This window comes from Microbacterium sp. F51-2R (assembly GCF_052180235.1).
Lineage (GTDB): Bacteria > Actinomycetota > Actinomycetes > Actinomycetales > Microbacteriaceae > Microbacterium.
On the sequence record NZ_CP197470.1, the window covers coordinates 2,694,892 to 2,719,651 of the forward strand.

A 24,760-nucleotide genomic window follows, 5' to 3' on the forward strand; every position below is an offset into this window, starting at 1 on the left:
GGAATGTTCGCGCTAACGTGACGACGCTTCGGCACATCTTGCCGGACCGAGACGCGGCGGGTGACGCCCGCTCCGAGCGAAGCTGCGAGGGACGATGGCAATGATGCGGAAGCGGGGATGGGTCGCAGGAGCGGCTCTCATGGCGTTGGCGGTCGGATCCGCCCAGCCACTGGCGGCGGCGGCGAGCCCGCTCGATGCCGTGGCGACGGACGGGCTCATCGCCGCGTACGACTTCTCCGAGACCTCCGGGACGGTGCTGACGGATGCCGCGACCGCCGACGGTGTGCAGAACGGCACCGTCACGGGCGGCGCGGCGTGGGTGGACGGCGCCATGAACTTCACCGGCGCCAACTACGTCAAGCTCCCCGACAACCTCCTGCAGGGGAAGACGGCCGCGTCGGTGGCGATCGAGATGAAGCCGACGGCGGCGACGCTGACCGGCAACAACTTCGTGTGGAACCTGGGCGGTTCGGGCAATGCCGCCACGGGGCAGTTCTTCCTGCACACGCCCGGGCACCGGGCATCCATCTCCAAGACCAACTGGAGCGGCGAGCAGAACGCCGTGACGCCCGCGGCGTTCACCGCTGAGAAGTGGCAGTCGGTCGTCGTGACGATCGCCCCCAACGCGGGCGCGTCGACGTCGACGCTGATCGTCTACGTCGACGGCGTGGAGGCTGCCCGCAAGAGCGACTCCACCGCGAACATCGCCGACCTCGCGACGCAGACCAACAACGTGATCGGAGCCTCGGCGTACAGCGCCGATCCGAAGTTCAAGGGTGCCGTCAGCGCGTATCGCCTCTACGGGCGCGCGCTCACGAGCGCCGAGGTGGCGACGATCGCCGAGGTGGATGCCGCGGCCAGCGCGCAGGAGGCCGTGGACGGCCTCGACCTCGGAGACGCCGGGAATGTGACCCAGAACCTGACGCTCCCGACCAGCGGCGGCATCACCTGGACGTCGTCCGACCCGGCCGTCGTCGAGACCGACGGCACGATCCACCCCGTCGCCGGCGCCACCGCGTCCGCGACGCTGACGGCGACCGCGACGGTGCGCGGCAAGACCGCCACCCGGACGTTCGCCGTCACCCTCGCGCCGCTTCCCGACGCGAACGCGCGCGCACAGGCCGACCTCGCGGCGCTCAGCCTGCCGGGCATCGGCGAACTCCGCGACAACCTCACGCTCGCGGCATCCGGATCGGTCTACGACTCGGCGATCACGTGGTCGTCGCAGCCCGCGGGCGTCATCTCGACCACGGCGCAGGGCTCCAAGGCCGCCGGGTTCGTCGTGCGTCCCGCCTATGGGCAGCCCGACGCGCACGTGACGCTCACCGCCTCGGTGGCCGGCACGACCGCGACGCGCGCGTTCGAGGTGACGGTGCGCGCGCTTCCGCAGCCGGTCGACACGACGGCGTACGTGTTCGCGCACTTCACGGCGGGGCGCTCGCCCTCGGCGATCAACGAGCAGATCTACTTCGCCGACAGTGAGGACGGCCAGACCTGGACCGACCTCAACGGCGAGCAGCCCGTGCTGCAGTCGACGGTCGGCGAGACCGGCGTCCGCGACCCGTTCCTCGTGCGCGGCTCCGGCGGCGACAAGTTCTACCTGCTCGCCACCGACCTCAGCACGGCGAAGTACGGGTGGCGGTTCACCCCCGACAACCCCGGGAGCCGCAGCCTCGTCGTCTGGGAGTCGAACGACCTCGTGAACTGGTCGGCGCCGCGTCTGGTCGACGTCGCGTCGAAGATCCCGCAGTCGGGCAACGCGTGGGCGCCCGAGGCGACGTACGACCCGGAGACCGGGGAGTACCTCGTGTACTGGGCATCGAGCACCGGCGCGGGGGCGGACGACCCGCTCGGCAACACGTACGGCGACTACATGAACATGTACTACGCCACGACGCGCGACTTCATCACGTTCTCCGACCCGGTGAAGTGGATCGACCGCCAGTCCTCGATCATCGACACCACGATGATCGAGGTGGACGGCGTCTTCTACCGCGCCTCCGGTGACGGCCAGATCACGCTCGAGCGCAGCACCGACCCCTTCGCCGTGACCGTCGCACCGACCGCTCTGGACAGCAACCCGGGCGGCTGGGAGAAGGTCAGCACGATGAAGGACATCTTCGCCGACAACAACTACGCGGGCACGACCCTCGAGGGTCCCGAGCTCTTCCGGTACAACTCGGACGACTGGCTCACCGACGCGCAGGGGCAGAAGGTGCCCACGTGGGGTCTCATGGCCGACCGCTACTCCGGCAGCATCGGCCGCGGCTACCTGCCGTTCCGCACGACCGACATCGCGAGCACGACGCCCGCAGCCAGCGGCGGGGGATGGTCGGTCGGAACCGACATCAACTTCGACGCGGTGCTCAAGCGCCACGGCTCGATCGTGCCGATCACGCAGGTCGAGTACGACCGGCTTCAGCAGGCCTACGGTGACGCGAGCGTCAAGATCGCCTCGCTCGCCGTGACGGCCGGCCCCGACAAGGACGAGTACGCCGTGGGCGCCGAGCTGGACACGACGGGCCTGAAGGTCACCGCGACGACGACCGGGGGAGGCACGCGTGTGCTCGCGCCGCGCGAGTACACGACGTCGGGCTTCGATTCGTCGAAGGCCGGCGCCTCGACGGTGACGGTCGCGCTCGTCGCCGACCCGGCCGTGAAGACGACCTTCAGCGTCGACATCGTCGCTGCGCCGGCGCTGCCGGTGACGGCGACCGCCACGACCCGCTGCGTCGCCGGCAAGGCGACCCTGATCGTGTCGGTCACCAACCCGACGGGCTCGACGGTGCAGGCCGCGATCTCCTCGGCGAGCGGCTCGAAGACGGTCTCGCTCGCTGCGGGCAAGACGGTCTCGACGGCGTTCTCGACACGCGCGGCCACCCTCCCGGCCGGAAGTGCGAGCGTCGTGGCCACCGGTACGGTCGACGGCCAGACCGTATCCACGACGGTCGCCGCCGCGTACGCGGCGACTTCCTGCGGGTAATCCCGCGGGCCCGACAGGGGGCCGGCGCTGCGCTTCGGCGCGGCGGCCGGCCCCCTGCCGTCAGCCCGGACCGATAGCGTGGGAATCATTCATGCCATGAACGGAATCCGAGGAGCCGCCATGTCGTCACCAGCCCACGGGGTCATGCTTCCCCGCGACCTCCCCGCTTCGTCGGTGCTCGACTTCGCGCGCCGTGCCGAAGCGCTCGGCTTCGACGAGCTCTGGGTCGTCGAAGACCTGCAGTTCCGCGGGGGGATCGCGCAGGCCGGAGCCGTGCTCGCGGCGACCGACCGCATCCGCGTGGGCATCGGCATCCTTCCCGCCGCTGTCCGGAACGTGGCGTTCACGGCGATGGAGATCGCGACGCTCGCGCAGCTGTTCCCCGGGCGGGTGGATGCCGGGATCGGCCACGGCATGCCCGGCTTCCTCACGCAGGTCGGCGCGTGGCCCGAGAAGCCCCTCGCATTCCTCCAGGCGTACGTACGGGCCCTCCGCGGGCTGCTGGCGGGTGAGACGGTCGACAGCGACGCTCCCGTCGTACTGAAGGGTCTCGAGCTCGACCCCTCCGCGCGGCCCGACATCGTGCCGGATCTCCTGCTCGGCGTGCGAGGACCGCGGTCGCTCGCGGCATCCGGTCGCGTCGCCGACGGCACGATCCTCGCCGAGCCCACGACCCCCGAGTACGCCGCCGCAGCGCTGCAGAAGATCGCGACCCCGGGTCACCGGCTCGTCGCCTACAACGTGGCCTTCGTCGCCGACGACGACGCCACCGCCCTCGCCGGCGTGCGCCCCGGACTGGAGTGGATCGGCGAACCAGACTGGGCACCGCACATCGAGCCGCTCGATTTCGCCGAGGAGTTCTTCGCGCTGCGGGCGGAGTGCTCCGACAGGCTCGAATTCATCGAGCGGATGCCGGATGCCTGGGTCGCCCGTCTGGCCCTCGCGGGAACGCCCGAAGCCGTACGCGCCAGAACGGCCGAGCTCTTCGCCGTCGGCGTCACCTCGTCGGTCATGATCCCGACCGGACCCGACGCCTTCGCCGCGCTCGAATCGCTCGCGCGCGTGCTCCCGCGCGACTGACCGGCGTCGGGCGGTCGCGCGCGTGCTCCCGCGCGACTGATCTCAGCCGTCGGTCGCGGGCTGCAGGCGCGGCCCGCGCGCGAGCAGCGGCGCGACGAAGGCGGCGGCGACGAGCGTGAGCAGCGGGATGACGAGGGCGGTGCGCAGCCCGAACTCCTCACCCACGAAGCCGAGCGCCGGCGGCCCGACGAGGAAGGCGACGTAGCCGATCGTCGCGACGAGCGAGACGCGCGCGGCGGCATCGGGCCCGGAGTCGCCGGCCGCTGAGATCGCGACCGGGAAGCCGAGCGCGGCGCCGAGGCCCCACAGCAGCACGGCTGCACCGGCCACGACCTGGTTGTCGACGAAGATCACGAGCACGAGGCCGATCGCGCCCGAGAGGGCGCTCGCGCACAGCACGGCGGGGCGGCCGAAGCGCTCGATGAACCAGCCGCCGGCGAAGCGCCCGATCGTCATGGCGGCGGCGAAGACGGCGTAGACCGTCGAGCCGAGGGCCGCGTCGAAGCCGTGGCCGTCGACCATCACGAGCGGCAGCCAGTCGTTGGCCGTTCCCTCGGCGAGAGCCATCGCGAGGATCACGACGCCGATGAGGAGCAGTCGCGGGTCTCGCCACAACGTGCCCCGCGGAGCCCGTTCGGCGGTCGCGCTCCGCTTCGGCTCGCGTCCCGTCCCCGCCGGGAGGAGCGGCACCGAGACGGCGACGGTGACGGCCGCCACGAGTCCGGCGATCACGAGGTGCCACGTCACCGAGAACTCCGCAGCCGTCGCCCAGATGCCGATCACGGCGCCGACGACGGTGCCCAGGCTGAAGCATCCGTGCAGCGTCGGAAGGAACGACCGGCCCGAGACGCGCTCGACGTCGGCGCCCTCGACGTTCATCGCGACTTCTCCGCCGCCCATGCCCGCCCCGAAGAAGAAGAGGCCTGCCGCGACGACGGGGCTGAGGCCGAGCGACGCGCCGAGGCCGACGAGGAGGAGGCTCACGACGATCGCCGCGCCGCCGACCGCGATGACCGGTCGCGCGCCGAACCGGGAGACCATGGCGCCCGACGACAGGATGCCGAGCATCGAGCCGACGGACAGCCCGAACAGCACGAGGCCCATCTCCGCCGTCGAGGCGCCCAGGAGGTCACGGATGTCGGGGGTGCGCGTCACCCAGGAGGCGATGCCGATGCCGGGGACGAAGAAGAGGGCCGCGAGGGCGAGACGGCGCAGGCCGAGAGCGGGGGGCATGACGCCTTCCGGATTCGTAGGTGAGCCTCCAGTATTCCCGGGGGTGCCGCGCCACCGGCAATCGAGGAGGTGCGCGAGCGCCCGACGGTCCGATCCGCGCAAGTTTTCTCCCCGATCCGGCCCTCGGCCCTTCCGAGGCGACCTACTCTCTCGTCATGACACCGCCGCCGTCCGGAATCGCCACGACCGGTCAGCTCCGCGCGTCGGGGCACACCTATCGTCCGCTGCGCGTCGAACTGCGCGAGAACCTCCTCGCCGCGCTCGCCGAGGGGCGCGACCCGTGGCCGGGGATCCATGGCTTCGACACCACCGTCATCCCCCAGCTCGAGCGCGCGATCCTCGCGGGGCACGACATCGTCCTCCTCGGCGAGCGAGGTCAGGGAAAGACCCGGCTCCTGCGGAGCCTCTCGGGCCTCCTCGACGAGTGGACACCCGTCATCGAGGGCTCGGAACTGGGCGAGCATCCGTTCCACCCCATCGTCCCGGCATCCCTCCGGCGCGCCGCCGAACAGGGCGACGACCTGCCCGTCGCGTGGCGGCATCGCTCCGAGCGGTACGCCGAGAAGCTCGCGACCCCCGACACCTCCGTCGCCGACCTCATCGGCGACGTCGATCCGATCAAGGTCGCGCAGGGCCGCTCGCTCGGCGACCCCGAGACGATCCACTACGGCCTCGTGCCGCGGAGCCATCGGGGCATCGTCGCGATCAACGAGCTTCCCGATCTGGCCGAGCGCATCCAGGTCTCACTCCTGAACGTCATGGAGGAACGCGACATCCAGATCCGCGGCTATCTCCTGCGGCTCGACCTCGACGTGCTCGTCGTCGCGACGGCGAACCCCGAGGACTACACCAATCGCGGCCGCATCATCACGCCGCTGCAGGACCGCTTCGGCGCCGAGATCCGCACGCACTACCCGCTCACGATCGCCGAGGAGATCGCCGTCATCCGGCAGGAGGCCGACCTCGTGGCCGCCGTCCCCGAGCACCTGCTCGAGGTGCTGGCGCGGTTCACCCGCAACCTCCGCGAGTCCGACGCGGTCGACCAGCGCGCCGGCGTCTCGGCGCGGTTCTCGATCGCGGGGGCCGAGACGATCGCGGCCGCGGCGCTGCACCGCGCGACGCGCCAGCATGAAGAGGTCGCCGCCGCGCGCCCGGTCGACCTCGAGACGGCCGTTGAGGTGCTGGGCGGCAAGATCGAGTTCGAGACAGGCGAGGAGGGCCGGGAACACGCCATCCTCGAGCACCTCCTGCGCACCGCGATCGCCGAGACGGCGCGCGCCCACCTGCGCGGGATCGACTCGCGCGGGCTCGTCGATGCGCTCCACGAGGGCTCGACCGTCATGACGGGGGAGCAGGTGCCGGCGGCCGACGTGCTCGCGGCGATGCCGGTGCTCGGCGAGTCCGATCTCTACGACCAGGTCGCCGAGCGGCTCGACGCGCACACGACGGGGGAGCGCGCCGGGGCGCTCGAGCTCCTCCTCGAGTCGCTCTACCTCGAGCGGCGGATCGGCAAGGACAGCGCGGCGGGAGAGACGGTCTATGGATAGCCGGATGCCGCGTCCCGCCCGGCTCCGGGCCCACGGCCGCGGCGCGCGCGCAACGCGGGGAGGAGGCATCCCGTAATGCCCCGCTCCTTCCACCGCGCGCCGGGACACACGGCACGGTACGGCCGCTACGGCGGCGGCGACCCGCTCGCTCCGCCGGTCGAGCTCCAGGCCGCCCTCGAGGCGATCGGGCAGGACGTCATGTCGGGGACGTCCGCCGAGCGGGCGATGCGCGAGTACCTGCGTCGCGGCGACCGCGACCGCGCAGGGCTCGACGACCTGGCGCGGCGGGTGCGCGAGCGCCGAGACGAGCTGCTGCGCCGGCACCGGCTCGACGGCACGCTGGAAGAGATCCGAAAGCTCCTCGACCACGCCGTGCTCGAGGAGCGCAAGCACCTCGTGCGCGACGTCGACCTCGACGACGACGCCCGCGCCTTCGCCGAGATGCGCCTGGAGAACCTGCCGCCGAGCACCGCGGCGGCCGTCAACGACCTCGCCGACTACGACTGGCAGAGCCCGGCGGCCCGCGCCGACTACGACCGCATCCGCGATCTCCTCGGCCGCGAGCTGCTGGATCAGCGGTTCGCGGGCATGAAGAACACGCTCGAGAACGCGACGGATGCCGATCGCCAGGCCATCCGCGAGATGCTCGGCGATCTGAACGACCTGCTCGAGAAGCGCCGCCTCGGCGAAGACACGCAAGAGGACTTCGACGAGTTCATGCGCAAGCACGGCGACCAGTTCCCCGAGAATCCACAGGATCTCGATGAGCTGATGGATGCCTTGGCCGAGCGTTCAGCGGCGGCCCAGCGCATGCTCAACTCGATGACCCCCGAGCAGCGCGAGGAGCTCATGAGCCTCGCGGCCCAGGCGTTCGGCTCGCCCGAGCTGATCCAGTCGCTGTCGCGGCTCGACGACAACCTGCGCTCGCTCCGGCCCGGCGAGGACTGGACGGGCTCGGCATCCTTCTCGGGAGACGAGCCCACGGGTCTCGGCGAGGCGACCGGCGTCATGCAGGACCTGTCCGACCTCGATTCGCTCACCGACCAGCTCGGCCAGATGTACCCCGGCGCGCGGATGGACGACATCGACCTCGATGCCCTCGCCCGGCTCATCGGCGAGGACGCCGCCGTGAGCGCCCGCGCGCTGCGCGAACTCGAGCAGGAGCTGAAGGACACCGGGATGCTGCAGCGGGCCTCCGACGGAGCGCTGCGGCTCACGCCGCGGGCCATGCGGCAGCTCGGCCGGGCGCTGCTCCGTGACATCGCGACGCGGCAGTCGGGTCGTCTCGGCCGCCGCGAGACGCGCAATGCGGGAGCCGCCGGCGACCGCACCGGCGCGACGCGCGAGTGGGCGTTCGGCGACACCGAGCCGTGGGACATCCCGCGGACGATCTCGAACGCCGTGCTGCGAACCGTCGCCGACGGAGGCGACACGGCGGCCGGCGTGCGGCTCGACACGCGCGATGTCGAGGTCGTCGAGACCGAGCAGCGCACGCAGGCAGCGGTCGCGCTCCTGGTCGACACGTCGTTCTCGATGGCGATGGACGGCCGGTGGGTGCCGATGAAGCGGACGGCCCTCGCGCTGCATCACCTCATCTCGAGCCGGTTCCGCGGCGACAGCCTGCAGCTCATCGCCTTCGCACGCTACGCCGAGGTCATCGACATCGAGCAGCTGACGGCGAAGGACGCCGTGTGGGACAAGGGGACGAACCTCCACCACGCCCTGCTGCTCGCGCAGCGCCACTTCCGGCGCAACCCCACGGCCCAGCCGGTGCTGCTGATCGTGACCGACGGCGAGCCGACCTCCCACCTCGAGCCAGACGGGCAGGTGATGTTCGCGTACCCGCCCGATGCCCGCACCGTTGCGGCGACCGTCCGGGAGCTCGACACCGTGCAGCGTCTCGGTGCCCAGACGACGTTCTTCCGGCTGGGCGAAGATCCCGGTCTCGCCCGGTTCATCGACGCGCTCGCGCGCCGCGCGGGCGGACACGTCGTCGCGCCCGAGCTCGACGACCTGGGCCGCGCCGTCGTCGACAGCTACCTCGGCTCCCGCCACACCGGCCGGGGCACGCCCGAGGACTTCGGCGACATGCTGCGCGGCCGCGCCTGGTGGTGAGACGGGTCAGGAACGGAGCGCGCCCTCACGCACGTGCGCGAGGATCGCGGATGCCACGGCCTGGGGCGCCGACTGCTGCGCATTGTGATGGTGCCCGGGGATCATGACGAGCCGGGCGTCGCGAGCGCGGTCACGCAGGCGCCGGCACCAGTCCTGCCCGGCGATCGGGTCGCGGCCGCCGCGCATGATGAGTACGGGTGCCGTCAGCTCGGCGATGCGATCCTCGATGCGGTAGGCGAGCATGTGCCGCAGCTGCGTGAGGTACCAGGGGATGCCGCAGCGGACGTAGTCGGTCAAGACCAGCGCATTCGCGGCCGGGGGCTCGCCGAGCGAGTCGATCGCGAGGGCAGCGGCCTGCGCGAAGAAGGTGCGGTGGTCGGCGTCGACGACGGGGCCGATCGTGACGACGTGCGCGACGAGGTCGGGACGCTGCGCCGCGAGCTCCACGACCCACTGGCAGCCCATCGACTGCCCGACGAGCACGGCCGGTCCGATCTTCAGCGAGGCGACGACCTCGCCGAGCGCCGCCGCCATCAGGCCGATGTCGACGTCTTCTCCGGGCTTGGGGAGTCCGCCGAAGCCCGGCAGGTCGATCGAGAACACGGAAGCCTCGGCGGACAGGAGCTCGTGCAGCCCTTCGAAGTAGCGGTGCGACATCCCGATCCCGTGGATCAGCACGAACGGCGCGCGGCGGCTCTCTTCGGGACCGGCGCTCTCCGCGGGACCGGGGCTCGCGAACACCCGGAACGCGAGCGGACCGATGTCGCTCCGCCACGACGCGGTCGCCACCGGACTCACTGCTCCGCCCCCAGCTCGTGCAGGGCCCGCGTGAGGGCCGGCGGGATGTCGCGCGCGAGGAAGCCGATGCCGACCTCGTCGGTCAGCTGATCCCCGGCGCGGGCGTGCGCCCAGCTGCCCCACACGGCGGCCCTCGCGGGGCCGACTCCGCGGGCCGCGAAGCCCGCGATGGCGCCCGCGAGCACGTCGCCGCTGCCCGAGGTGCCGAGGCCCGGTCCGCCGCCGGCGACACGCCACGACCGTCCGTCCGGCGTGACGACGCGCCCGTAGCAGTTGACGACGGCGTCGTAGCGCCGGGCGATCTCGAGGAGGTCGGGCTCGCCGTCGCCGGGTTCACGGTCGAGGAGGATCGCGGCCTCCTCCTTGTTCGGGTTGAGGATCAGGTCACGAGGCAGGGTGGTCCTGTCGACGCGGGGAAGGATGCCGAGGGCATACGCATCCAGCACGAGACACCTGACGTCGAGCTTCGATACGGCGACGAGCGTCGCGCGGGTCTCGTCGGGGTCGTCGAAGCCCGGGCCGACGAGCACGGCGTCGGCGGATTCGATCGACCCGCGCGGCCCGTCTTCGAGCGGCTCATCGGCGTCGGCCGGAAGGGAGTGGACAGCCGCTTCGGGCATGACGACGCTCAGCTGCGCATCGACCGACGCGGGCACGACGACGGCGAGCCGGCCGGCCCCGACCCGCAGCGCTGCCTCGCCCGCGAGGAAGACGGCACCCGGAGAGCGGCGCGAGCCGCCGACCACGACGACCTCCCCGCGCGACTTCTTCGAATCGCCGGGGTCGGGGAGCCCCCACTCCCGGAGGAGCCCGGCCGTCACCGGCACGTCACTCGGGTTCGACATCGGGGTTCCCGGGGTGCACGGTGACGGGGGCGCCCTCGACCTGGAGGTGGGCGACCTGCGAGAACGCGGCGAGCTCCCATCGCCCGTCGCGCGCGACGAGGTGCGTCACCGAGGCGTTGAGGACGGTGTGGTCGGCGGCGAAGTCGAGCAGCGCCTCCTCCTCGAGGGGCAGGAGGAGATAGAGGAGGACCATCACGACGGCGTCGTGCGCGACGATCAGGCCGCCGCCGCCATCAGCGCCGTGGCTCTCGCCGTCGCACGTCGGCAGCGCGTCGCGGAGGAAGGAGCGGAGGCGGAGCGCGACATCCGCCCACGACTCCCCGCCGGGCGGGCGGTGGTAGAACTTGCCGAGATGCCGGCGTCGATCGGCCTCCTCGGGGTGGAGCGCCTCGACGCCGCGCCGCGTGAGGAGGTCGAGGATGCCGAGCTCTCGATCGCGCAGCCGCTCGTCGACGATCGCGCCGACCGGCCCGTCGTCGTCGGCGCGGGCGATCTCGAGCGTCTCGCGGGCGCGGCGATACGGCGAGACCCAGCAGGCGTCGATGGCCGCGCTGTTGGCCTCCCACCACGTGCGCAGCGCCTCGGCCTGCTCGCGGCCCGCCGCAGAGAGCGGCACGTCGGCGTCGCGGATGTCGATCGGGATCCGCTCGAGTCCCTCGTGCTCGGCGCGGCTCGCCGCGATGTTCGCGACGCTCTCACCGTGCCGCACGAGCCAGAGCTGTGTCACCGCCATCCCGTCAGGCTAGGTCGGCGACCGGGATCGGCAGAACGGGTTGACAACCCGCGCCGATGGCCCGGGCTGCTACGGCTTCGGCCGCGGACGGGCCAGCGGCATGACCGCCGACATGAGCCACCGCGGCATCCGGAACATCGGCCGGTCCTTGCCGAGCGCGTCGATCGCCGCCATCTCGGCGGGGCTCAGCTCGAAGTCGAAGACGTCGAGGTTCGCCGCGATGTGCGCGGGGTTCGTCGACTTCGGGATCGCGACGAAACCGCGCTGCACGTGCCAGCGCAGGATCACCTGCACCGCCGACTTCTCGTGAGCGGCTGCCGCGGCGACGACCGCGGGCTCCTCGAGGAGCTTCTTCGAACCGTGCCCGATGGGGTACCACGCTTCGGCGACGATTCCCTTCTCGGCGAGGTAGGGGAGAAGCTCCGGCTGCTGCCAGTGCGGATGCAGCTCGACCTGGTCGACGACGGGCGCGATGCGGGCCTCCGGCAGCAGCTTCTCGAGGTCGTCGACCGTGAAGTTGCTGACGCCGATCGAGCGGACGACGCCGTTGTCGACAGCCTCCTCCATCGCGCGCCAGGCGCCCCGCACATCTCCGACGGGCTGGTGCAGGAGCAGCAGATCGATGGGGCCGCAGTCCAGCCGTGCAAGCGCTCCGCCGATCGCCGCCTCGGCCTTCTCGTAGCCGTAGTCCGAGGGCCACAGCTTCGTCGTGAGGAAGATCTCGTCGCGCGCGACACCGGACGAACGGATGCCGCGCCCCACCGCGGCCTCGTTGCGATAGGCGAACGCGGTGTCGATGAGCCGGTAGCCCGTCTGCAGGGCCGTCCTGACGCTCGCCTCGCAGACCGCGACATCCGACACGAGGTAGACACCCAGGCCGATCTGCGGCATGAGGAGTCCGTTGGAAAGCTCGACGTTCGTCGTCATGTCTCGAGGCTATGCCCGTGCAGCCGTCCCGGCGTCGTCCCGGGGCGCCCGGGATGCAGCGGCCCCCTGGTGGGGTCAGCGGCTGATGACCTTGGGCGAGGCGACCGCCTTGAGCCCTGCGACGCCGAACTCCTGTCCGTAGCCCGACGCCTTCGTGCCGCCGAAGGGCACGACCGGGTTGAGCGCGCCGTGCCCGTTGATCCACACCGTGCCGGCCTGCAGGCGCTTGGCGATCTCGACCGCCGCCTCGACGTCGGCCGACCACACCGAGGCTCCGAGACCCTGCGACGAGGCGTTCGCCCGCCGCACCGCGTCATCGACATCGGTGTAGCGGATGACGGGGATCACGGGGCCGAACTGCTCCTCGTCGACGAGCGCCGCTCCGTCCTCGATGTCGGCGACGACCGTCGTGCGGTAGAACAGCGGCCCGAGTTCCGGCGCGGGCTCGCCACCCACGACCACCCGCGCGCCGCGGCGACGGGCATCGTCGACGAGGCCTTCCACGATGTCGAACTGCTTCTGGTTCTGCAGAGGGCCGAGGACGTTGCCCTCATCGAGGCCGCGGCCCATCGGCATCGCGGCGGCCAATCCGGCGAGCGCGTCGACGACCTCCACGTAGACGGAGTCGTGCACGTACAGCCGCTTGAGCGCCGCGCAGGTCTGCCCGGTGTTGATGAAGCATCCCCAGAACAGGTCGTCGGCGATCGCGGCCGGATCGGTCCCGGGGAGAACGATGCCGGCATCGTTGCCGCCGAGCTCGAGCGTGAGACGCGCGAGGTTGTGCGCGGAGGACTCGACGATCTTGCGGCCCGTCGCCGTCGACCCCGTGAACATGATCTTGTCGATGCCGGTGTGCCCGGCGATCGCGGCGCCGACTTCCCGGTCGCCGGAGACGACCGTCAGGACGCCTGCGGGAAGGTGGCGGTTGTAGATCTCGGCGAGGGCGAGCACCGAGAGCGGCGTGTACTCGCTCGGCTTGGCGACGACGGTGTTCCCCATGCGCAGCGACGGCGCGATCTGCCAGACCGTGATCATCATGGGCCAGTTCCACGGCCCGATCGCGCCGACGACACCGAGGGCGTCGTAGTGCACCTCGGCGCGGGCGCCTTCGTCCTCGAACACGACCTCCGGCTCGAGAGGGGTGTCCGCCGCGGTGCGCGTCCAAACGGCGCAGGCGCCGACCTCGAAGCGGGCGTTCGGGCCGTCGAGGGGCTTGCCCTGCTCGCGCGAGAGCAGCTGCGCGAGCTCCTCCGCGTTGGCCTCGATGTCGTCGGCGATCTCGTTCAGGATCCGGGAGCGCTCGGCGTGCCCGAGCGAGTTCCACGCGGGCTGCGCCGCGCGCGCGGCGGCGACCGCGGCGTCGAGATCCGCGACGGTGTGAACGGGCGCGTAGCCGATCGTCTCGCGGGTCGCTGCATCCGGAATCGCCCGCCCTTCGCTCTCGGGAACGGTGATGGCGTCCAGAATCGACGTCGCGACGGTCATGGGATCCTCCTCGATCGGGTGTCATACCGATTGTCGGAGGATGCCGGGGCCGCGGTTTGCCCCTGGGTGCAGGTCCGTTGACCAGGCGCGCAAGTCGGCGCCTGGAGTGGTCCGGACTCGGTCAGGTCGCGCGCACGCCGCTCGGCGGCACTCCGAAGTGGGCGCGGAAGGTACGGCTGAAGTGCGCGGAGTCGACGAAGCCGTTCGTGAGAGCGATGGCCGTGATCGATCGGTGCGCCTGCTGGGGATCGACGAGCGCGTCGTAGCAGCGCTCGAGGCGACGCGTGCGGATGACGGTGGAGACGGTCGTGCCCTGTTCGTTGAACACGGCGTGCAGGTGGCGGACCGAGACGAAGTGGGCCGCGGCGATCTGGCTCGGCGACAGCTCGCTGTCGGACAGATGCTCGTCGATGTAGTCGAGGATTCGCCGGAGCAGCGTGCCGTGCGCGTCGGCGGCCGCGGCCTCCGGCCCGAGGTTGGCCTCGAGGAGCGTTCCGACCATGTCGACGGCGGTGCGGAACATGCGCCGCGCGAGATGGCCGTCGAGCTCCCCGGCACCGCGGGCGAGCGAGGCGACGTAGGGGCCGATCATGGCGCCCACGCCCCCCGCACCGTCGAGGCGCGTCGCCGTGAGCCGGCTGATCGTGTCGGCCGGGATGTCGAGCATGACCTTGGGGAACATCACGACCGACATGCGCATGGTGTCGTCGAAGAGCAGCGAGTAGGGGCGGTCGGTGTCGTAGATCGCCATGTCGCCGGCGCGGAGCGAGATCTCGCGCCCGTCCTGCACGATGAAGCCCGTACCACGCTCGATGAGCGAGAACTTGAAGTACCGCTGCGGCGCCCGCGCGATGAGACCGGGCGTGCGGTGCACGCTGTGCTCGTCGGCGTCGATCCCGAACACATGGATGTCGCCCGCGACGGCGGCGTCGAGCGCGCCGCGGAACGCCTCAGACCGCTCGGAGTGGACATCGAGCGAAACGACAGCATGCGACACCGCGTGGCTGTAGTCGGTGAAGGACAGGGCGTCGGACATGGCTCACCTCACTGTGGCCGAATCGTATACGATCCCTGATCCTAGCACGCGGGCGGCGGGATGTGCCCCCTCGGACAAGGACTCTGCCCGCCGCGTCAAGGGCGGCTGACGGCGAATCGGAACGATGGTCGCACCCGAATCGAGCATCGAAGGAGCTGCCCATGGCCACGTCAGGCCCGACGACATCGACCACCCGGACGGATGCGCATCGCCGTCTGGGCGTGTTCGCCGTCGCTTTCATGATCATCGCCGCCTCGGCCCCGCTCACCGTGGTCGCCGGCGGGGTCACGAGCGCGTATTCCGTGACGCACGTCGACGGCATTCCCTTCGGGTATATCGTGCTAGCCGTCGTCCTCGCGATCTTCGCCATCGGATACGCGGCGATGAGCCGCTTCATCACGAACGCCGGCGCCTTCTACTCGTACGTGGCGCAGGGCATCGGTCGCCCGACGGGCGTCGGCGCGTCGATCCTCGCCCTGATCGCCTACAACGCGATGCAGATCGGCATCTGGGGCATGTTCGGCTTCCAGGTCTCCTCGTTCATCGAGTCGAAGACCGGCTGGGCGAGCCCGTGGTGGGTGTGGGTCCTCGTCGGCATCGTCATCGTCGGGTTCCTCGGGGTCAACCGCGTCGACCTCTCGGCGAAGGTGCTGGGCTCCCTCGTCGGGCTCGAGTTCCTCGCGGTCATCGTCTTCGACGCTGTCGCGTTCCTGAACCCCGCCGAGGGCTTCACGGCCGCGCCCATGACGCCGTCGGCCCTCTTCGTACCGGGCGTCGGCGCCGTGCTCGCGTTCGGCATCGCGGCCTTCATGGGCTTCGAGTCCGCGGCGATCTACGGCGAGGAGTCCAAGGACCCCCGGCGCACGATCCCCCGCGCGACGTTCCTCGCCGTGGTGGTCATCGGCGTCTTCTACGCGATCTCGTCGTGGGCACTCGCGCTCGCCGTGGGCCCCGGGAAGATCACCGATCCGGCCGGCATCACCGCAGAAGAGGCCGGCCCGCCGCTCTTCTTCAACTTCGTCGGCCAGTACCTCGGCGTGGTGTGGGTCGACATCATGTCGATCCTCTTCATCACGAGCCTCTTCGCGGCGCTCGTCAGCTTCCACAACGCCGTCTCGCGCTACGCCTTCTCGCTCGGACGCGAGGGCGTGCTGCCCCGGCAGCTCGGCACCGTCCGCACCTCGAGCGGCGCACCGTGGGCGGGATCGCTGGCCCAGTCGGTCCTCGCCGCGGTCGTCATCATCGCGTTCGCGATCGGCGAGACCGGCTGGGATCCCGCCAACGGTCCCTACCCCGTCCTGACGCTGTTCACGTGGCTCACGAATCTCGGCGCCTTCGGCCTCGTGCTGCTCATGGTGCTGGTCTCGGCAGCCGTCATCGGCTTCTTCCGCCGGGACGCCCGCGATGTCGGGGCGGGGAGCCGCCTCGTCGCGCCGATCGTCGCGCTCGTCTCCCTCGGCACGGTGTGGTTCCTCGTCCTGGCCAACTGGGACGTCCTCCTCGGCCAGACCCAGTCCACGCCGACGACCTTCATCCTGCCCGCCGTGCTCCTCGTGCCTTCGGCTGCCGCGGTCGTGTGGGCGTACTGGCTCCGCAAGGCCAAGCCCGACGTCTACCGCCAGATCGGCCACGGCGCCGAGAAGGCCGACGCTCCGCACCTCGGCAGCGAGCCGGTCGGCGTCTGACACACCGCACTTCCTCTGCCGCCGGGCGGCAAAGCGGCTCAGCTGCCGCAGGTGCAGGCCGCGCCCATGCCGCAGCCGCCGTCCTCGGCCTGGTGCGCCTGACTCGACTCGGGGACATCCATCGCGGGGTTGACGTCGAGGAAGCCGTAGGGCTTGAACCAGAACCCCGCGTAGTCGACGGGCATGATCGGCCAGTCCTCGGGGCGCGGGATGTGCGTGAGGCCGAAGGTGTGCCACAGAACGAGGTCTTCCCCGTCGATCGAACGGTCGTCGGCCGTGTAGGCGGGCAGCCCCGCGCCGCCCTGGTGGGCGTTGGGGTACCGGCCGGCGGGCCAGCGCTCGTCGCGGTCGTACGCGGTCGCCCACACATGCTTCGTCGCGAATGCGGCGCGCGCGGCGACCGAAGACGCCGGATCCGCCATGAGGAGCGCCGTGGGCTGCGGGATGAGGTGGTAGGCCGTCGGCTTGCCGATGTAGTTCGTCTTCGACGCCGAGCGCACCTCCCAGACGCGCGCCACCGACGTGTCGGCGATGCGCTGCGCCTCGTGCTCGGTGCGCAACGGCGTCTCGGTCCACGTGAAGGCGTTGCCGAAGGGATTGCCCTCGCCCATCGGGATGCGGGCGGCGTCGATCTCGAGGAGCCTGTTGTCCTCGCCGTCGACGGCGACGTCGAGCCGCGCCGAGAACAGATGCTGATGGACGGGGGCGAAGACGCCGGGGGCGATCTCGGGCGCGTGCCGATTTGTCGAGCCGGGATGGCCAGCCCCGACGAACACGATCCCCGTCGCCTTCGCCTCGAGCTGGATCGAGCCGTCGAGGTAGAAATACCAGTAGAAGCCGTAGTCGTAGTTGCCGATGGTCGAGAAGTACGACACCACGAGGCGCCGCGAGCGGCGCACGTGCGAGCCGACGGGCCCCTGCTCGGTGTGCTTCCAGAGGATGCCGTAGTCCTCCTCGTGCATGCACACGACGTTCGGGATCTTCACCGGGTGGCCGTGGTCGTCGGCCACATGGCCGTCGAAGTACGTGATGACGCCGAGGCAGTCGCAGCCGAGCTCCAGGTGGTTGGCGTTCTTGCCGAGGAGGTATTCGCCGGCGTCGAAGTAGCTGATCCAGAAGCGCGTGTTGGAGGTGTCGCCGTAGGGCACGACCATCTCGGGGACGCTCGCGCGGGTCAGCACCGGGCGGTCGTCGAAGCGCACATCGTGGAGCACGAGACCCTCGCGCGCATTGAAGTCGACGCGCATCGACCAGTTCTCCCACTCCACGAGCGAGCCGCTGACGGCGAAGCTCGGGCCCTCGGGCTGCACGATCTCGATGGGCTTGAGGCTCGTGCGCGCGGGGCCCACGGCATCCGGCGTGTACTTGCCGCTCCCGCCCGGTACCGGCACGTCCCCCTCGTCCTCGATGCCGATGACCGCGTTCGACACGAGGTCGACGTGCACGATGAGGCCCTCGACCGGGTGCGCCCACGGGATGTCGTCCTCGCTGTCGCGCAGGAACGTCAGCGAGCGGATGACGCGGCGCCCGACCTCGTTCTCACGCCCGACGAAGCCCGGGGCCAGGGGCGAGCAGAACGCGAGGTCGATGCGGTCCGCAAGACCCCGGCGCGCCATCGCGGCGCGCCACTCGGGGGAGGCCTTGACGATCTCGGCCGCGCGGTCGTACTCCTCGAACAGGTACTGCGGCTGGCCGTACGGCGCCTGCGACGGGTCGAGCTCGCGCGTCGCGACGACGGCCCGGTGCGTGACGGACACGATCGCCTCGGTCACCGCGCCGGTGGCGGCATCCATCAGCGTCACGTCCACGCGGCGGTCCATCGGGTCGCCGGACGCCCACGTGGCGAGCTCCTCCTTGGCCGGCTCGTCGGGCAGCAGCATCGGGACGCGGACGCTCTCGCCGAGCAGCCCGGCAGCGACGAGGATCTCGCGGGCCGACTCGATCTCCTCGGCAGTCAGAGGGTCGAGCGGATGCCGCGGCCCGCCGTGGGTCACGGTGGTGACCGGGATGAGCGCGGGGTTGTCGTGTGGCTGGTCGGGCGCGTCGTGTCGGTGCGCAGGCATGGCTCCTCCTTGATACTCGTCGCCACTCTCCTCGCTCTGCGCGTCGGCTGCTTGCCGAGGGGCGCAGACCGCGTGACTGCGGGTGCGAGGGCGCCGCGACGGGTCAGCCGATTCGGATGAGGATGCCTCGGACCGCCCGTGTCGCGCTGTCATCATGGGCGCACATCCCCCCGAACCGGAAGGCGATCGCGTGATCACACCTCGCCCAGGAGCTCCGCGCCTGCTCGTCACCGCCGTCATCGGCCTCGTCCTCGGCTCCGTCGGCCTGGCCGGGTGCGCGGCGAGCGTCAGCAGCGTTGACCTCGCCGCGTCGCGCGTCACCGCGAAGGAGAAGGCCGTCGCGGAGGCGGAGGACGCGGTCGCCGCGGCGTCGGCCGCCTTCTGCGATGCGAGCAAGACCTATATAACGGCGCTCGATCGCTACGGCGACGTGCTGACCGACACGGCGCCGACCGTGGGAGACGTCCGAGATGCCGGGGCCGACCTCGCGGCGCCCCGCGCCGACGCGTATGCCGGAGCAGAGGCGGCCGTCGAGGCGCAGCAGGCGCTCGCCGAGGCGAACGACGAGCTCGCCCGGGCGAGGGCCGCGCTGGCCGAGGCCGAAGCCGAGGCATCGGGCACCGTCGTCGAGCCCGCGGCGGAGACGCCGCAGCCGGCGAGCACGCCGCTGGCGCCTGCCGCGACCGTCGACCGCGTCACGCAGGCCGAGGAGCAGTTTGCGGATGCGCAGGCGGGCATCACCGACGAGACGCCGCTGGCCCAGGCATCCGAGCAGTTCAACAGTGCGGCGGTCGCCCTCGAGATGGCGTGGCTGCAGCTCTTCGCCGACGCCGGCTGCATCGCCGACGAGCAGGAGCTGCAGGCGACGGAGGCGGTCCGCGCCTACACCGCAGCCCTGCAGCAGGACCTCGCGACGGCCGGGTACTACACGGGTGCCGTGGACGGCGTCTACGGACCGCTCACCGTCCAGGCCGTGGAAGACCTGCAGAAGGCGAGCGGCCTTCCCGTCACGGGCACGGTCGACCGCGCCACGGCCGAGGCATTGCAGAGCGCGCTCGCGGCCATCGGCGGCGCGGCGGCCCAGGCATCCGTCGCCTCGACCGCGGCGCTGCAGCAGACGCTCGCGCTCGTCGGGTTCTGGGACGGTCCGGTCGACGGCGTCTGGACGCCCGCACTGAGCGAAGCGCTGCAGGCTTTCCAGACCGAGCTGGGCGTCGAGCCCACGGGGACGGTGGATGCCGCGACCATCGCGGCCTTCGAGAAGGCCGTCTCGCAGCTCAGGCAATCGCTCGCGTCCCCGAGCCCCGACGAGCCGCAGCCCGAGCCGTCCGACGAGGCGACGGGCTCGGAGGGGTAGCGCACCCGGACCCCTCTTGACGGCGGACCCCCGTGGTGAGTGGATGACAGTCGTGCCGACCGACGAAGCCACCGCCCTCCTCACCCTCCATTCCGGCCCCGGGTTCGTGATCCCCAACGCGTGGGACGCGGGCTCCGCCAGGATCTTCGAACAGCTCGGGTTCCCGGCGATCGCGACGACGAGCGCGGGCATCGCGTGGTCGTGCGGACTGCCGGATGGAGGGATGCTGCCACCCGACATCATGTTCGAACGCGTGGCCGAGATCGTGGATGCCGTCGACGTGCCGGTGACGGCGGATCTCGAGGACGGGTACGGGTCCACGCCCGAAGAGGTGGCAGCGACGGTGACCCGCGCCGTCGGGCTCGGCGTTGCGGGGGCGAACATCGAAGACACCGCCGCGGGGCGGCTGTTCGGCGTCGACGAGGCGGCCGAGCGCCTCGCCGCCGCGAGGGCGGCGGCACCGAAAGGGACGTTCGTCCTCAATGCCCGCACCGACGCCTTCTTCATCGGTGACAGCAGCAACCCGTTCGCCGAGACCATCGAGCGCGCGCACCGCTATATCGACGCGGGGGCGGACTGCATCTTCGTCCCCGGCGTGAACGACGAAGACAGCATCCGCCGACTCGTGGAGGAGATCCCCGCACCGCTCAACATCGTCGCCGGACTCGCCTCGCGGATCATTCCCGCGCCGGCCCTCTTCGCGCTCGGGGTGAAGCGCGTGAGCATCGGCGGCGGCCTCGCCCGCGCGGCGCTGAGCTTCGTCGAGCGCGCGGGGCGCGAGCTGCTCGAGAAGGGGACGCTGGGGTTCCTCGACGGCGCCCTCGGCTATGCCGAGGTGCAGCGGCGGTTCGGGGCGTAGCGCCGACAGAGGCATCCGGAGCCGGCGCTCTTGCGGCGGTGTGCGGCATGCACTAGACCAAGCCGTGGGGGGCAGACAAGAGGGGGCTGCCATGATCACGGATCCGTTCGACAGCGGGCCCAAGGGCGTCTTCAAGGCGCTGTGCCGCAATTATCCCGACGACACGGTGTTCCGGGGTGCGGACGGGTTCCGGTCGCTGTGGGGGCCGATCTTCTACCGAGGGCGCGCGGACGGCAGCGCGCGGCTGCTCGTCGTCGGACAGGATCCGGCGCAGACCGAGGCGGTCACGCGCCGCATCCTCTCGGGGCAGGCGGGACGCCGGGTGCAGGGCTTCGTCGAGAAGCTCGGCTTCACGCGGCGCTATCTCATGATGAACGCCTTCCTCTACGGGATCTTCAATCAGAGCATGGCGCTGCCGCATCTGCACGACCCTGACATCGAGGCCTACCGCAACCAGTGGTTCGAGGCGGCGTTCGCCGCGGGCAGGATCGAGGCGGTCGTGACGTTCGGCAACCCCGCGTTCGAGGCGTGGCAGTCGTTCCGGGCGACCCCTGTGGGCCAGTCGGTGACGGTGTTCCACCACCGAGCCCTGCATCCCACGGCCGACAAGCCGCAGGGGCCGATCACGAGGGCGGAGCTGCTCGACAACTGGAACGTCGCCCTGCAGGCGCTGCACGCGAACATCGCGAAGCCCGATGTCGTCAAGCCCCTCGTTCTGTACGGGAGCGATTTCCTGCCGGGCGAGCTGCCCGAGATCCCCAGCCGGGACTTCCCGATGGGTCTCCCCTCGTGGACCCGCAGCACCGACTTCTGGGCCTCGATGTCATCCACACCCGGGAACGAGCGGGCGAACATCTCGATCGTGGTTCCGTGAAGGCTCCGAATACCGGGTTATGCACACCAGTACGGTGTATGAGTGTGTCTGGGAGCGCTCCCCACTAGCGTCGAACCGACGCCGACCTCGCGAAGGAATGACCCGTGCCAGCTGAATCCACGCCCGCCCGTGGCCGTCCGAGCATCTATGACGTCGCGGCCCGCGCAGGAGTCTCGCACATGACCGTATCGCGGGTCATCAACGCGCAGACGAACATCAAGGAATCGACCCGGCAGCGGGTGCTCGACGTCATCGCCGAGCTCGGCTACCAGCCGAGTTCGACGGCCCGCGCCCTCGCCTCCGGTCACTCGCGCCGCATCGGCGTGGTCGTCGACGCCGCCGACCACTACGGCCCCAAGAGCATGCTGCTCGCGATCGAGCGGGCGGCGCGCGAGGTCGGGTTCAGCGTCGAGGCGTTCTCGATCTCGGGTCACCAGGAGGCCACGACGAGCACGGCGCTTGCTGAGCTCGCCCAGCACGAGGTCGACGCGGTGTGCATGATCGCGCCCCGGCTGTCGTCGCTGCTCGCCGTGACGTCGGGGCCCGTGCCGGTGCCGATGATCGTCGTCGGCGACTTCGACGCCGACCCGTCGGTCGTGACGGTCGGCGTCGATCAGGGTGCGGGCGCCACCATGGTTGTCGAGCATCTCGCCGACCTCGGGCATGAATCGATCCTGCACCTGGCCGGTCCCCTCGACTGGATCGACGCGCTCGCCCGTGAGGGCGCGTGGCGGCGCGCGATGGACGCGCGCGGCCTGACCGCCGAGATGCTCGTCGGCGACTGGTCGTCCGACTACGGCTACGAGATCGGGGCGACGCATCCGCTCATCGACCGCGTCACGGCCGTCTTCGCCTCCAACGACCAGATGGCCCTCGGCCTCATCCATGGCCTGTGGACGCGGGGGATCCGCGTGCCCGAAGACATCAGCGTCGTCGGCTACGACGACACTCCCGAATCGCGGCACTTCCTCCCGCCCCTCACGACGGTGCGCCAGGACTTCTCTGCGGTCGGCACCGCGGCGATGAAGGCCGTCGTCGCCTCCATCGAGAAGCGCGACGTCGAGCGGCGCCAGCGGGTCGCGCCCGAATTCATCGTGCGCGAGTCGACGGCCCCGCCGCGCTCCCGCGAGACCGACTGACCGTGGCGTCGCGCCCGCCGAGAGCCCAATGACTGGGCCCTGGATCCGGCTGACGCGCTAGCGGAAGTTCGCGTCGTGCGCAACCCCGAGCCTTATCGCGAAGCGGCTCCTACCGTGGAATCAGCCGGTCGAAAGATCGAGATCAAGGAGACGACATGGGACTCGACGACAAGATCAAGAACAGTGCTGAGAAGGCCAGTGGCAAGGTCAAGGAAGGCATCGGCGACGCGACGGACAACGAGCGTCTCGAGGCTGAAGGCCAGGCCGACCAGACGAAGGCCAGCCTCAAGCAGGCTGGCGAGAACGTCAAGGACGCCTTCAAGTAAGCAGTCCGGAGAATCGCCCTGCGCCGATCGGCGCAGGGCGATTCTCATTTCCGGGTGGCCCTCGGAGATCGGGAAGGGACGGATGCCTCGAGCGGCATGTACCGCGGGAGGCACTGCCGCGGCGCGGATCCGCGCCTTCGTCGCGTTAGGCTCCCGCGTGTGAAGCTCCTGCCCAGCGCCGCCGTCGTCATCGCCGTGGCGCTGCTCGCCGGTTGCTCCGCGTCGCCCGGGGGCGAGGCATCCGCCAGCCCCACGGCGGATGCCGAGGAGCAGTGCGCCGTCGCCGTCGACGATCTCGTGTCGGCCGTCGGAACGCTCGTCTCCGACTACGCGCAGCCCGACGGCACGCGGGCCGGCGGGGCCCAGCCCCCCGCGACCCCTCAGGCGACGGACGGCGGAGACGGCGGCGCCGTGCCGGGCGACAAGGCCCTCGCCGACGCTGCGGCGAAGGCGCGTGACGCTCGGGAGCGACTCGGGTGCGACGCCAAGGCCTTCCAGTCCCGCCTCGAGGACGGGCTCGGATCGATCCAGCCGTCGGGTGCGATCGCCGACGCGGTGTGGCGCCGCGTCTCGGCGTCGCTCCTCGGAACGGTGCGTCAGGCCACCGGCGATTACGAGGTGGCCGAGGGGGAGGACCTGCGCGATGTCCTCGCGCGCTCGCCCGAGGGGACGACCGTCGTGCTCCCCACCGGTGCGACCGATGTCGGCCAGACGCTCGTGCTCCTCGCCGGCGTGACGCTCAAGGGCGCGGGCCGGGATGTCACGACGCTCGCGTCGACGGCGACCGACGCGACGATCATCGTCGCGACGGGAAGCCTCGTGCAGCTGCAGGACCTGACGGTTCAGATGACCGCCGATCACCCGTCGTCGGGGCTCGTCGCGGGGCCGTCGGCGTCGGTCTCGCTCGCCGGCGTGCGCATCACGGGCGCCACCGCTGCGACGGGCGCCGTCGGAGGAGCGGGGGTCTACCTCTCCGCCCAGGCCGACGAGGCATCCGGTCGCGGGACGACGCTGGAGATCACCGACTCGCTCTTCGAGCGCAACGGCTGGGCGGGCGTCGCCGTCGCGGGCGGCCATCGCGTCAGCATCCAGTCGGCGAGCTTCACGGGCAACGGCGGGGCGGGGGTGCTCTTCCTCGATGCCTCGACGGGGTCGATCGACGGCAGCACCTTCACCGGCAACGCGGTCGGCGTCGCGGTGTCGGGCACCGCGGCGCCGGTCGTGCTCGGAAGCACCTTCACGGGCGGATCGGTCGGCGTGCAGGCCGATGAGTCGGGCTCTCCCGTGCTCGACGGCCTCCGCATCACGGGAGTCTCGTCGGCTGCGGTCATCTTCGGCGGCAATTCCGGCGGCTCGATCGGGGGGACCTCGTGCGAGGGAGCCCCGCACGGCATTGTCGTCTCGGACACGGCGGCGCCGACGATCGGCGAGAACAGCTGTCCCGTCGTGCGCGGCGGATCTTAGGCGCTCGGAACGCTCTGTCGCAATACCCCTGGTGGGTGCCGGGTATCCGATAAACGAAGCCGACTACTGATTTGTGACGCGTCGCTGTACAGGTGTCGGAGCGTGGTGTCATACTCGGCGCTTGTCAGCTGAGGACCGGTTGGGCACCTGTCCATGAAAGCTGCACCGAACACTGGAGACGGGGCCTGTGTCAGCAACGGGGGTGACGCGT

General features: G+C 71.0%; 19 protein-coding genes. 11 read left to right on the forward strand and 8 right to left on the reverse strand.

Annotated features, from left to right (window positions below; translation table 11 throughout):
• Window positions 1-139: 139 nt before the first annotated feature.
• Together ACSBPH_RS12030 and ACSBPH_RS12035 are read left to right on the forward strand one after the other, a co-directional pair.
• Complete coding sequence (locus ACSBPH_RS12030; RefSeq protein WP_442574566.1) at window positions 140-2,983, forward strand: immunoglobulin-like domain-containing protein; 2,844 nt, start codon at window positions 140-142, stop codon at window positions 2,981-2,983.
• 120 nt (window positions 2,984-3,103) lie between these two features.
• A complete protein-coding gene (locus tag ACSBPH_RS12035) occupies window positions 3,104-4,063 on the forward strand; it encodes an LLM class flavin-dependent oxidoreductase (protein WP_442574567.1) in 960 nt (319 codons plus the stop codon).
• A gap of 42 nt (window positions 4,064-4,105) precedes the next feature.
• Here ACSBPH_RS12035 and ACSBPH_RS12040 read toward each other — a convergent pair whose 3' ends face one another.
• Window positions 4,106-5,296, reverse strand: a complete 1,191-nt coding sequence (locus ACSBPH_RS12040) for an MFS transporter (protein WP_442574568.1) — start codon at window positions 5,294-5,296, stop codon at window positions 4,106-4,108.
• A 155-nt stretch (window positions 5,297-5,451) separates the two neighbouring features.
• Between ACSBPH_RS12040 and ACSBPH_RS12045 the strand changes: the two genes are divergently transcribed.
• Window positions 5,452-6,843, forward strand: a complete 1,392-nt coding sequence (locus ACSBPH_RS12045) for a sigma 54-interacting transcriptional regulator (protein WP_442574569.1) — start codon at window positions 5,452-5,454, stop codon at window positions 6,841-6,843.
• 75 nt (window positions 6,844-6,918) lie between these two features.
• Window positions 6,919-8,958 (forward strand): vWA domain-containing protein, encoded by a 2,040-nt coding sequence (locus ACSBPH_RS12050; protein ID WP_442574570.1) that lies wholly within the window; start codon window positions 6,919-6,921, stop codon window positions 8,956-8,958.
• Window positions 8,959-8,964: 6 nt separating this feature from the next.
• Here the strand turns inward: ACSBPH_RS12050 and ACSBPH_RS12055 are convergent, their stop codons facing one another.
• From ACSBPH_RS12055 to ACSBPH_RS12080, 6 genes are all read right to left on the reverse strand, one after another.
• Window positions 8,965-9,747 (reverse strand): alpha/beta fold hydrolase, encoded by a 783-nt coding sequence (locus ACSBPH_RS12055; protein WP_442574571.1) that lies wholly within the window; start codon window positions 9,745-9,747, stop codon window positions 8,965-8,967.
• A gap of 5 nt (window positions 9,748-9,752) precedes the next feature.
• Window positions 9,753-10,601, reverse strand: coding sequence for an ADP-dependent NAD(P)H-hydrate dehydratase (locus ACSBPH_RS12060; protein WP_442574572.1), 849 nt, complete (start codon window positions 10,599-10,601; stop codon window positions 9,753-9,755).
• A complete protein-coding gene (locus ACSBPH_RS12065) occupies window positions 10,585-11,334 on the reverse strand; it encodes a histidine phosphatase family protein (RefSeq protein ID WP_442574573.1) in 750 nt (249 codons plus the stop codon). Before ACSBPH_RS12065 ends, ACSBPH_RS12060 begins: the two co-directional genes overlap by 17 nt.
• Window positions 11,335-11,403: 69 nt before the next feature.
• Window positions 11,404-12,261, reverse strand: coding sequence for an aldo/keto reductase (locus ACSBPH_RS12070; protein ID WP_442574574.1), 858 nt, complete (start codon window positions 12,259-12,261; stop codon window positions 11,404-11,406).
• Between the two features lie 75 nt (window positions 12,262-12,336).
• Window positions 12,337-13,746, reverse strand: a complete 1,410-nt coding sequence (locus ACSBPH_RS12075; RefSeq protein WP_442574575.1) for an aldehyde dehydrogenase family protein — start codon at window positions 13,744-13,746, stop codon at window positions 12,337-12,339.
• 121 nt (window positions 13,747-13,867) lie between these two features.
• Window positions 13,868-14,782 carry a helix-turn-helix domain-containing protein gene (locus ACSBPH_RS12080; protein WP_442574576.1) on the reverse strand — a complete coding sequence of 305 codons (915 nt, stop codon included), beginning with the start codon at window positions 14,780-14,782 and terminating at the stop codon, window positions 13,868-13,870.
• A gap of 161 nt (window positions 14,783-14,943) precedes the next feature.
• On the opposite strand from ACSBPH_RS12080, the gene ACSBPH_RS12085 reads away from it, so the two are divergent.
• Complete coding sequence (locus tag ACSBPH_RS12085) at window positions 14,944-16,467, forward strand: APC family permease (RefSeq protein ID WP_442574577.1); 1,524 nt, start codon at window positions 14,944-14,946, stop codon at window positions 16,465-16,467.
• Window positions 16,468-16,505: 38 nt separating this feature from the next.
• Here the strand turns inward: ACSBPH_RS12085 and ACSBPH_RS12090 are convergent, their stop codons facing one another.
• On the reverse strand, window positions 16,506-18,530 hold the full coding sequence (locus ACSBPH_RS12090) for a primary-amine oxidase (protein ID WP_442574578.1): 2,025 nt from the start codon (window positions 18,528-18,530) through the stop codon (window positions 16,506-16,508).
• Window positions 18,531-18,720: 190 nt separating this feature from the next.
• Between ACSBPH_RS12090 and ACSBPH_RS12095 the strand changes: the two genes are divergently transcribed.
• The 6 genes from ACSBPH_RS12095 to ACSBPH_RS12120 all read left to right on the forward strand — a co-directional run bounded on the left by ACSBPH_RS12095 (window position 18,721) and on the right by ACSBPH_RS12120 (window position 24,549).
• On the forward strand, window positions 18,721-19,887 hold the full coding sequence (locus tag ACSBPH_RS12095; protein ID WP_442574579.1) for a peptidoglycan-binding domain-containing protein: 1,167 nt from the start codon (window positions 18,721-18,723) through the stop codon (window positions 19,885-19,887).
• A 52-nt stretch (window positions 19,888-19,939) separates the two neighbouring features.
• The gene (locus tag ACSBPH_RS12100; protein WP_442574580.1) at window positions 19,940-20,746 is read left to right on the forward strand and encodes an isocitrate lyase/PEP mutase family protein; all 807 of its coding nucleotides are present in this window, start codon (window positions 19,940-19,942) and stop codon (window positions 20,744-20,746) included.
• A gap of 91 nt (window positions 20,747-20,837) precedes the next feature.
• Entirely contained in the window at window positions 20,838-21,620 is a 783-nt protein-coding gene (locus ACSBPH_RS12105; RefSeq protein WP_442574581.1) for a uracil-DNA glycosylase family protein, read from the forward strand.
• Between the two features lie 104 nt (window positions 21,621-21,724).
• Window positions 21,725-22,759, forward strand: coding sequence for a LacI family DNA-binding transcriptional regulator (locus ACSBPH_RS12110; protein ID WP_442574582.1), 1,035 nt, complete (start codon window positions 21,725-21,727; stop codon window positions 22,757-22,759).
• Window positions 22,760-22,914: 155 nt separating this feature from the next.
• Window positions 22,915-23,085 carry a CsbD family protein gene (locus ACSBPH_RS12115; protein ID WP_442574583.1) on the forward strand — a complete coding sequence of 57 codons (171 nt, stop codon included), beginning with the start codon at window positions 22,915-22,917 and terminating at the stop codon, window positions 23,083-23,085.
• 159 nt (window positions 23,086-23,244) lie between these two features.
• A complete protein-coding gene (locus tag ACSBPH_RS12120) occupies window positions 23,245-24,549 on the forward strand; it encodes a right-handed parallel beta-helix repeat-containing protein (RefSeq protein WP_442574584.1) in 1,305 nt (434 codons plus the stop codon).
• Window positions 24,550-24,760 lie beyond the last annotated feature (211 nt).

Excerpts from the sequence above, each read along its gene's own strand:
- ACSBPH_RS12075 (WP_442574575.1), bottom strand. The coding sequence starts at position 13,746 with ATGACCGTCGCGACGTCGATTCTGGACGCCATCACCGTTCCCGAGAGC.
- ACSBPH_RS12090 (WP_442574578.1), bottom strand. The coding sequence starts at position 18,530 with ATGCCTGCGCACCGACACGACGCGCCCGACCAGCCACACGACAACCCC.
- ACSBPH_RS12065 (WP_442574573.1), bottom strand. The coding sequence starts at position 11,334 with ATGGCGGTGACACAGCTCTGGCTCGTGCGGCACGGTGAGAGCGTCGCG.
- ACSBPH_RS12045 (WP_442574569.1), top strand. The coding sequence starts at position 5,452 with ATGACACCGCCGCCGTCCGGAATCGCCACGACCGGTCAGCTCCGCGCG.
- ACSBPH_RS12105 (WP_442574581.1), top strand. The coding sequence starts at position 20,838 with ATGATCACGGATCCGTTCGACAGCGGGCCCAAGGGCGTCTTCAAGGCG.
- ACSBPH_RS12050 (WP_442574570.1), top strand. The coding sequence starts at position 6,919 with ATGCCCCGCTCCTTCCACCGCGCGCCGGGACACACGGCACGGTACGGC.
- ACSBPH_RS12040 (WP_442574568.1), bottom strand. The coding sequence starts at position 5,296 with ATGCCCCCCGCTCTCGGCCTGCGCCGTCTCGCCCTCGCGGCCCTCTTC.
- ACSBPH_RS12080 (WP_442574576.1), bottom strand. The coding sequence starts at position 14,782 with ATGTCCGACGCCCTGTCCTTCACCGACTACAGCCACGCGGTGTCGCAT.
- ACSBPH_RS12115 (WP_442574583.1), top strand. The coding sequence starts at position 22,915 with ATGGGACTCGACGACAAGATCAAGAACAGTGCTGAGAAGGCCAGTGGC.
- ACSBPH_RS12085 (WP_442574577.1), top strand. The coding sequence starts at position 14,944 with ATGGCCACGTCAGGCCCGACGACATCGACCACCCGGACGGATGCGCAT.
- ACSBPH_RS12030 (WP_442574566.1), top strand. The coding sequence starts at position 140 with ATGGCGTTGGCGGTCGGATCCGCCCAGCCACTGGCGGCGGCGGCGAGC.
- ACSBPH_RS12070 (WP_442574574.1), bottom strand. The coding sequence starts at position 12,261 with ATGACGACGAACGTCGAGCTTTCCAACGGACTCCTCATGCCGCAGATC.
- ACSBPH_RS12035 (WP_442574567.1), top strand. The coding sequence starts at position 3,104 with ATGTCGTCACCAGCCCACGGGGTCATGCTTCCCCGCGACCTCCCCGCT.
- ACSBPH_RS12060 (WP_442574572.1), bottom strand. The coding sequence starts at position 10,601 with ATGTCGAACCCGAGTGACGTGCCGGTGACGGCCGGGCTCCTCCGGGAG.